Source organism: Streptosporangium sp. G11 (assembly GCF_051192615.1).
In the GTDB taxonomy this organism is placed as follows: Bacteria; Actinomycetota; Actinomycetes; order Streptosporangiales; family Streptosporangiaceae; genus Streptosporangium.
The window spans coordinates 80,296-87,435 of sequence record NZ_JBPJUQ010000046.1; the positions used below are offsets into that span (position 1 = coordinate 80,296).

The 7,140-nt window shown below is 66.9% G+C and carries 8 protein-coding genes; 4 read left to right on the plus strand and 4 right to left on the minus strand.

Features of this window, described 5'->3' with window-relative positions; all coding sequences use genetic code 11:
- Positions 1-73 precede the first annotated feature (73 nt).
- Positions 74-1,204 (minus strand): serine hydrolase domain-containing protein, encoded by a 1,131-nt coding sequence (locus ACSDR0_RS32950; RefSeq protein ID WP_435292825.1) that lies wholly within the window; start codon positions 1,202-1,204, stop codon positions 74-76.
- A gap of 10 nt (positions 1,205-1,214) precedes the next feature.
- Positions 1,215-1,514 (minus strand): antibiotic biosynthesis monooxygenase, encoded by a 300-nt coding sequence (locus tag ACSDR0_RS32955; protein WP_435292826.1) that lies wholly within the window; start codon positions 1,512-1,514, stop codon positions 1,215-1,217.
- A gap of 98 nt (positions 1,515-1,612) precedes the next feature.
- Between ACSDR0_RS32955 and ACSDR0_RS32960 the strand changes: the two genes are divergently transcribed.
- From ACSDR0_RS32960 to ACSDR0_RS32970, 3 genes are all read left to right on the plus strand, one after another.
- On the plus strand, positions 1,613-2,074 hold the full coding sequence (locus ACSDR0_RS32960; RefSeq protein WP_435292827.1) for a MarR family winged helix-turn-helix transcriptional regulator: 462 nt from the start codon (positions 1,613-1,615) through the stop codon (positions 2,072-2,074).
- A 151-nt stretch (positions 2,075-2,225) separates the two neighbouring features.
- On the plus strand, positions 2,226-2,474 hold the full coding sequence (locus ACSDR0_RS32965; RefSeq protein WP_435292828.1) for a hypothetical protein: 249 nt from the start codon (positions 2,226-2,228) through the stop codon (positions 2,472-2,474).
- A 789-nt stretch (positions 2,475-3,263) separates the two neighbouring features.
- On the plus strand, positions 3,264-3,524 hold the full coding sequence (locus tag ACSDR0_RS32970; RefSeq protein ID WP_435292835.1) for a MerR family transcriptional regulator: 261 nt from the start codon (positions 3,264-3,266) through the stop codon (positions 3,522-3,524).
- 19 nt (positions 3,525-3,543) lie between these two features.
- Here ACSDR0_RS32970 and ACSDR0_RS32975 read toward each other — a convergent pair whose 3' ends face one another.
- Both ACSDR0_RS32975 and ACSDR0_RS32980 read right to left on the minus strand, forming a co-directional pair.
- Positions 3,544-4,437 (minus strand): IS5 family transposase, encoded by an 894-nt coding sequence (locus ACSDR0_RS32975; protein ID WP_435292829.1) that lies wholly within the window; start codon positions 4,435-4,437, stop codon positions 3,544-3,546.
- A 140-nt stretch (positions 4,438-4,577) separates the two neighbouring features.
- The gene (locus tag ACSDR0_RS32980) at positions 4,578-5,522 is read right to left on the minus strand and encodes an alpha/beta fold hydrolase (protein ID WP_435292830.1); all 945 of its coding nucleotides are present in this window, start codon (positions 5,520-5,522) and stop codon (positions 4,578-4,580) included.
- Between the two features lie 188 nt (positions 5,523-5,710).
- Between ACSDR0_RS32980 and ACSDR0_RS32985 the strand changes: the two genes are divergently transcribed.
- Complete coding sequence (locus ACSDR0_RS32985) at positions 5,711-6,658, plus strand: helix-turn-helix transcriptional regulator (protein ID WP_435292831.1); 948 nt, start codon at positions 5,711-5,713, stop codon at positions 6,656-6,658.
- The last annotated feature ends 482 nt before the right edge of the window (positions 6,659-7,140 follow it).

Sequence of the window (7,140 nt, forward strand, 5' to 3'; positions counted from 1 at the left end):
CCCTGCGCTGCGTCCCCGGTCGCGACTCGCCGCGACCGGCCGCCCCACCCCTCCTCGACCGTGCCGGCCGCCCCTATCCGGCCGCCCGCAGGATCGCCGCCGCCAGACGCGCGTTCTCCGGAGCGGCGCCGCCGGGGAAGGCGAAACGACGGCGCGTGTAGCCGTACGCGACGCCGCTGCGCGGGTCGGCGAACGCCTCGGAGCCCGCCGCGCCGCTGTGCCCGAAGGCGTCCGCGCCCAGGAACGGGTATCGCACGCCCTCCGCCTCGAAACCGAGGCCGAAGTGGTCTCGCTCGCCGGTCACCAAATCGGTGCCCGGCGAGTGGGGCCGGGCGAACTCCGCGACGGTGCCCGGCGTGAGCAGTGGAGACCTGCCGTCCACCTCGCTGACGGCCGCCGCGTACATCGCGGCCAGACCCCGCGCGTTGCCCACCCCGCCCACCGAGGCCGGGCCGAGGGCCCGCACCGCACGGGTGTTGACGAACTCCACCAGGTCCGTGGGCGGAGTGGCGTCACGGTTGAAGGCGATCTCCATGAGCCCTCCCGTGTCGGAGTCGTTCGCCTCGTACCAGGCGAGCCGCTCCGGAGTCAGCAGCATCGGCCGTACGGCGAGATAGCGGGGCTCGTGTTCCTCCGGCAGCCCGAGGTAGAGGTCCAGCCCGTAGGGCACCCGGATTCGCTCCTCGAACAGCTCCTGGATCGACTGTCCGGTGACCCGGCGTACCACCTCGCCGGTGAGGGCGCCTATCACGAAGGCGTGGTAGCCGTAGGCCGTTCCGGGACTCCAGAACGGCCGCTGTCGTGCCAGCCGCGCGGCGATCAGCCGGTCGTCGGCCAGTTCCTCCGTGCCGAACCCGCCGTCCACGCCGATCACGCCGGAGCGGTGCGCGAGCAGCTCTCGCAGGGTGAGCGCGTCCTTGTCCTCGGCGGCGAACTCCGGCCAGTAGTGGGCGACCCTCCGGTCCAGGTCCAGGGTGCCGTCCTGCACCAGCAGCGCGACGACCAGGTGCGCCGCGCCCTTGGTGGAGGAGAAGACGGCGGTGAGCGAATCACCCGCCACCCCCTCCCCGGCCCACAGGTCGACCACGAGCCGCCCGTTCCAGTACGCCGCGAGCTGGGCGCCGTGCTCGTCGGCCTCGTCGGCGAGCACGGAGGCGAACTCCTCCCGTACCTCCTCGAAGCCCTCCGCGACGGTTCCTCGCACGCCGGTCACCTCAGACATCGCGGTCGTCCGCGAGCGTGCCCTCCTCCGAGCCGACGAGTGCGTCGATGGTGTCGAAGAAGGCCCGGATCTCCGGCAGGTTCGCTCCCTTGGCCCGGGAGGCGGCGAAGTCCTCGGGGCTTCGCCAGGTCACGATGTCCAGCCACTCGCCGCCGGGGAGGCGGACCAGCCGGGCGTCCAGGAATCCGTGCCGGTCCGCGCGGAAGCCTGCCAGCATGGCGGGCCTGGCGGCCAGCATCTCCTCGGTGCGCTGAGGCGAGACACGAAAACGGGTGAGCTCCACAGTCGTCATCCTTGACTCCTCACGTGTGGTCAGACGAGAATCAGCATGTAGTACAAAATATTGACTGTCAAATACTTGGACTAAATCGGGATGTGAGGTGGACGGCCGTGGGGCGCAGCGCGCGCAAGGAGGCCGAGCCCGACCTGGGGATGCTGGCCGCCAGGCTGCTGTTCGGCGTTCAGGAGGAGCTGTTCCGGCGGGCGGCCGAGCTGGGGTTCGACGACATCGGCCCGCGCCACGGAGGGGTGATGGCCTACCTGGACGAGGAGGGGATCGGGGTGAGCGAGCTGGTCCGGCTGACCGGGCGCAGCAAGCAGACCACCGGCGCCATTCTCGACGAGCTGGAGAAACTGGGTTACCTGCGCCGCGCGCCCGACCCGGCCGACCGGCGGGCCCGGCTGATCATGCCGACCCCGCGCGGGCTGGACTTCATGCGGGTCTCCGACGCGCTCGTGGCCGACATCGAGGACCAGCACGTCCGGGCTCTCGGGAAGGAGGTCTACGCCGGGTTCAAAAGCGTGCTGGGCCACGTCGCCGCCCGGCGAGAGCTCGCCACCGACCCTTCGTGACCGAACCCGCACCGCGCCACCGCCGCCAGGGGTCCCGCCTCTCACACCGCCCGACAGCGAGGACGTTCTTCGCCACGCTGACGTCCCGGCGTGATCCGCGGGTGGTGGCCCGATGCTCCCGAAGCCACCGCCACGTGACAAGTAGTCCTTCGTGCGTCGGCACCTCCCACTCCGGCGTCCTCCAGGGCCGGTCTCCCAGCTGATCTTCTATGACTCCACCGCCCTGGCGGTACTGGCCCGCACCCGCCAACGCGTCCGCGACACCGCCACCGGCCGGCTCCTGTTCGCGGGCGTCCCTCACGGTCTGCGGCAGTTGCTGCGCCGCACCGGCCCGCCGGCCCGCTTTGAGCTGCGCGACAGCGTCGAGCATGCCGTCGCGGAGCCGCTCCCGGCGACATGAAGGCGCAGCCTTCGCTCCTCAGTACCGAAAATCTGTAGTGGCTGAAGTAGACATCCGCGCTTGGTGGGGGTAGTGTTCCTGTCATCGCAAGGAACGGATCCACGAGGGCAGAGCAGGACGTAGGCATCACGACGAACTGCCCGGACGAGCGTGGATAGATGGACGACAAAAGACGACGCAGTGAAGAGGGGCAGAAGGTCGGACGTGCCGAGACCAGGCGGTTGAAGGGTCTTGGCCGTGGACGCGCTGTCACGACGGTAGAAGTACCGACGTCGGACGTGCCAGGGCTAACAGCAGGTGAAGGGTCCCGGCCGTGGACGACGCAGCTGCACCAAGTGATGCATGAGGTCGAAGAAGCACAGATAGCGAAGGGAGTGTTGAACGCCATCAGGATCGCCCGTTGTCGGCTGATGTTCGCCGCACGGGTACCGCAGTCCCACGGATTGGAAGGTGGTCTACGGTCACGCATATGCGATCCCCGCATCCCCGCCCAGATCGGGCGGCCAATGCGGAAGAGACAGGTCGGCCCCAGGGCCGGTAGATGGTGTTGAACCTCGTGGGCCCCGGCGCGTCATGGCGCCGGGGCCCCTATTGGCATTGTGGGAAGGTTGTATGGATCAAGCACCGATGACGTCGGCTGTGCGCTCGGAGTCCAGGCTCCGCGACATCGCCGATAAGGCTGAAACCGCCGGTAAGGCCGACACCGCGGGCAGGGCCGACGGGCTCCCCGCCACATCGGGTGACGTCTCCGGTCACCGGTTCGACGATGAGGACTACCCCGCCTACAGCATGGGCCGGGCCGCCGAGATGCTCGGCGTCACCCCGGCGTTCCTGCGCAATCTGGGTGCCGCCAAACTGATCGAGCCGCAGCGTTCCGAGGGCGGCCACCGCCGCTACTCGCGCTACCAGCTGCGCCTGGCCGCCCGCGCCCGCGAACTCCTGGACCAGGGCACCGCCCTGGAAGCCGCCTGCCGCATCATCATCCTGGAAGACCAGCTCGCCGAAGCTTTGCGCATGAACACCGAACTCCAGCAGAATCGTCCGTCCTAGCGCGGGTTTCACAAGTGGGTCAGAGCCATTCGTTGATCACGGCGATGTTGTGGGTGGCCTGGTAGCGGACGGCAAGCTTGTCGTAGCGGGTGGCCGGGCCGCGGTTCCGTTTGAGCCGGTTGATACCGCACTCCACGGCGTGGCGCTGCTTGTAGATCTCGGGGTCGAAGGTCGGTGGTCGTCCGCCCTTCGGCCCCTTCCTGCGCCGGTCGGCGGCCTGATCGTCCTTGATCGGGATCGTCGCCTTGATCCCGCGTCGTCGCAGGTGCTCCCGGTTGGCGTTCGAGCTGTACGCCTTGGCGGCCAACACCCGACCAGGGCGGGTCCTGGGTCGCTCGCCGCCCGGGCGCGGCACCCGGATACAGGCCAGGACCTTTGTGAACTGCGGGCTGTCGCCGCGCTGCCCACCGGTCACCACCACGACGGGGGGTTTCCGGCCTTGCTCGCAAGCCAGATGCAGCTTGGTCGTCCAGCCGCCGCGGGAACGGCCCAGGGCGTGGTCGACGGGCTCGTCATCGACGCCGCCGGGCGGCTCCTTCTGCTTCTGCGGCCGGGTGCGGGCGCCGGCGGCGTGCTGGTGAGCACGGGTGATCGTGGAGTCGACGGTGACGTCCCAGTCGATGAGCCCGGCCGCGTCGGCGTGGGCTTGCAGGCCAGTGAGGATCTGCTGCCAGATCCCGCCGCGCTGCCGGCGGCGGAACAGCCCGTACACGGTCTGCCAGGGTCCGTAGAGGTCGGGCACGTCCCGCCAGGGACAGCCGACCCGAACCCGCCAGCGGATCCCGTCGACGAGCTGGCGTTTGTCCCACTTCGGCGGACGCCCTGGTTTCCGGCCGTGGGGCAGCAGGGGCTGTAGCGCCGCCCACTGCGCGTCGGTCAGGTCGTGCCGCCTCGCCGCCGGTATGGTGGCCACGAGGTCTCCGGTTTCGTTCTTCTTGGTCGTTGAACGGTCTACCGGAGACCTCGCTGTTCATCTATGACCGACGCATGCTTCTGTGGGCCGGCTGGTCACGGCCGTCGGGCGACTGGCCCACAGCACTCCTGAAACACGCGCTAGGTGGCATCCCGCTGGTCCAGCCACTTTAGAATCACCTGGTTTGTTTCTTCCGGCTTTTCCTGCTGGATCCAATGACCGCAATCCAGGCTGACCGCTTCCGCATTAGGTACGAAATCTGTCAGTCTTTCAGACTTCTGGACCACATCCCGGTCGCCATAGATCATGAGTGTGGGCTGTTGGATGATTGGGTTCACGTCCGCCAACAAGCGCCAGTTGCGGTCAAGGTTTCTGTACCAATTTATACCGCCCGTGAACCCTGTCGATTCGAAGGCGGAGACGAAAACGGCCAGTTCGCTGTCGCTCATTACGGGCTCACCGAGTGGTGTTTCTGCTCTGGCGAGATCGATCAACGACATACCCGGCTGAGGCTCTCTGGGGGGCTCGTTCTTCCGGTACATGTTGCGAAGGAACTGAAATGTATTCTCTTCGAACACGGCGTCTGCGACGCCTGGCCGTCGATTGAAGTGGACAAAATAGAAGTCGCCGCCAAGCGTATCTTCCATGAATTCGATCCAGGGCCTTTCTCCGCGCTCGAGGTAAGGCACGCTCAGGTTGATCACTTTATTTACACGGTTTGGATGCAATAGGGTCATTCCCCAAACGACAGCTGCACCCCAATCATGGCCGACAAAGGTGGCGTCTTCGTATTCGTAGTGATCGAGAAGTGCGATGAGATCACCCGACAAGTGTTCAATGTCGTAGTCTGTTACTTCGGTCGGACGGGATGAGTTGCCGTAACCCCGCTGGTTTGGGACGATGACGTGGTAGCCCGCTGCGGCAAGGGCGGGCACCTGATGGCGCCAAGAAAAGGCATGCTCTGGCCAGCCGTGACAGAGCACAATGGGTTTTCCTGCATTTTGTCGGCCGGCTTCAAAGACTTCGAGTTCCACACCGTTGACTGAAATAAGGGTGGGCTTGGGAAAATCGGTTGGATCAAACATTGCATTTCCTCTTTATCTTTTCGGGGTGATCAGGAGACGAAGGTGCCCGAAGATAGCGTCGGCGCACCCTGAGAGGCCGAGAGTCGATACGGTCGTGGGTAGTGGGACTCGTCGGTGAGGTCGTGTCGCCATCTTGCCCACCGAAACCGGTCACCTCATGACCGGTTTCATGTGGAAGTGTTGCCGGCGTGCGAACCGACCGGCTGGTGGCCATCCTCCTCTTGCTGCAACGGCGCGAGCAGGTGACAGCAGCAGAGGTCTCCCGAGAGCTGGAGGTCTCCGAGCGCACCGCCCGCCGCGACCTCGACGCCCTGGCCATGGCCGGGGTGCCCGTGTACTCCACGCAGGGCCGAGGCGGCGGCTGGCGCCTCGTGGGCGGCGCCCGCACCGACCTGTCCGGGTTGACCGCGAGTGAGGCCCGCGCCCTGTTCTTGGTTGCCGGCCAGGCGTCGGCTGCGACGCCGGCCGTGAAAGCAGCTCTGCGCAAGCTCGTCCATGCCCTGCCGGAGCCCTTCCGGGTGCAGGCCGAGGCAGCGGCGTCGTCGTTGGTCATGGACCCGCAACGATGGGGGTCGAGTCGGGTCGAGCACCGACCACCTCGCTTCCTCGACGAACTCCAAGACGCGGTGATCCGCGGCGTCCAGGTGCGGCTCGGCTACGTCGACCGCAAAGGCGCCGAAACCGAGAGAACCGTCCACCCGCTGGGCATCGTCGCCAAAGGTTCGTCGTGGTACCTCGTCTCCAACACCGAGGCCGGCCGGCGGACCTTCCGGATCGACCGCGTGTCGTCCGCCGACCCGACCGACGATCCCGTGCACCGGCCCGAGGACTTCGACCTTGCCGAGAGCTGGCGCGAGATCGCCGACGAGGTCGACCGCAAGCGAACGCCCCTCGAGATCCAGGCGGTATGCGCGCCCCACGGGATAGGCCTGCTCCGGATGGTGCTCGGCGGTCGGCTCGAGGTGGGAGGTTCCACGACCGACGGCCGCATCGAGGTCGTGATCCGCGGCCACAACGAGTACGCGCTCGCCGGTGAGCTTGCCGGGCTGGTCGAATGGCTCGAGGTGACCGGCCCCCCGGGTGTGCGAGACCACCTGGCCTCGATCGGCAACGCGCTCGTCGAGCGATACGACTGAGACCGGCACGAGCGCTTATCGACCGGTTCGCCCGCGAGCTCGAGAAGCACGGGAGAACAGAGGACCCCGGTCCGCCGAACGACATCCTCTCGATCACGATGTGCTGGTGGTACGCGAGCCTCGTGTCCCTTATCGAACACTCCGCGTTCGCGCAGGAGCGTGAGGTTCGCCTGGTCCGTATCACGACCGGCGACTTCACCGAGCCCCGCCATCGAGTCTCGTCCTTGGGCATCGTCCCGTACGTCCAGCTCGAGCATATCGGCGCTGAAGCAGACGACCACCGGCTGCCGTTGGCCAGCGCTCACCCTGGTCCGATACATCACCCCGAGTCCGCCGAGATCGGGCTCCGCTCACTGCTGAACACCCACGGCTACACCGATGCGGAGGCTTATGAAACACGCCTAGTACTGCAACGGCGCTTGCGCGGATAGATCGGTTTGCCGATCATTTATGTCTCGTGACGGTTGTAGATCTTGAGGCGT

What these genes read in the sequence shown, in the direction of transcription:
- ACSDR0_RS32955 (WP_435292826.1), bottom strand. Translation starts at nt 1,514, where the DNA reads ATGACGACTGTGGAGCTCACCCGTTTTCGTGTCTCGCCTCAGCGCACC.
- ACSDR0_RS32970 (WP_435292835.1), top strand. Translation starts at nt 3,264, where the DNA reads ATGGGCCGGGCCGCCGAGATGCTCGGCGTCACCCCGGCGTTCCTGCGC.
- ACSDR0_RS32980 (WP_435292830.1), bottom strand. Translation starts at nt 5,522, where the DNA reads ATGTTTGATCCAACCGATTTTCCCAAGCCCACCCTTATTTCAGTCAAC.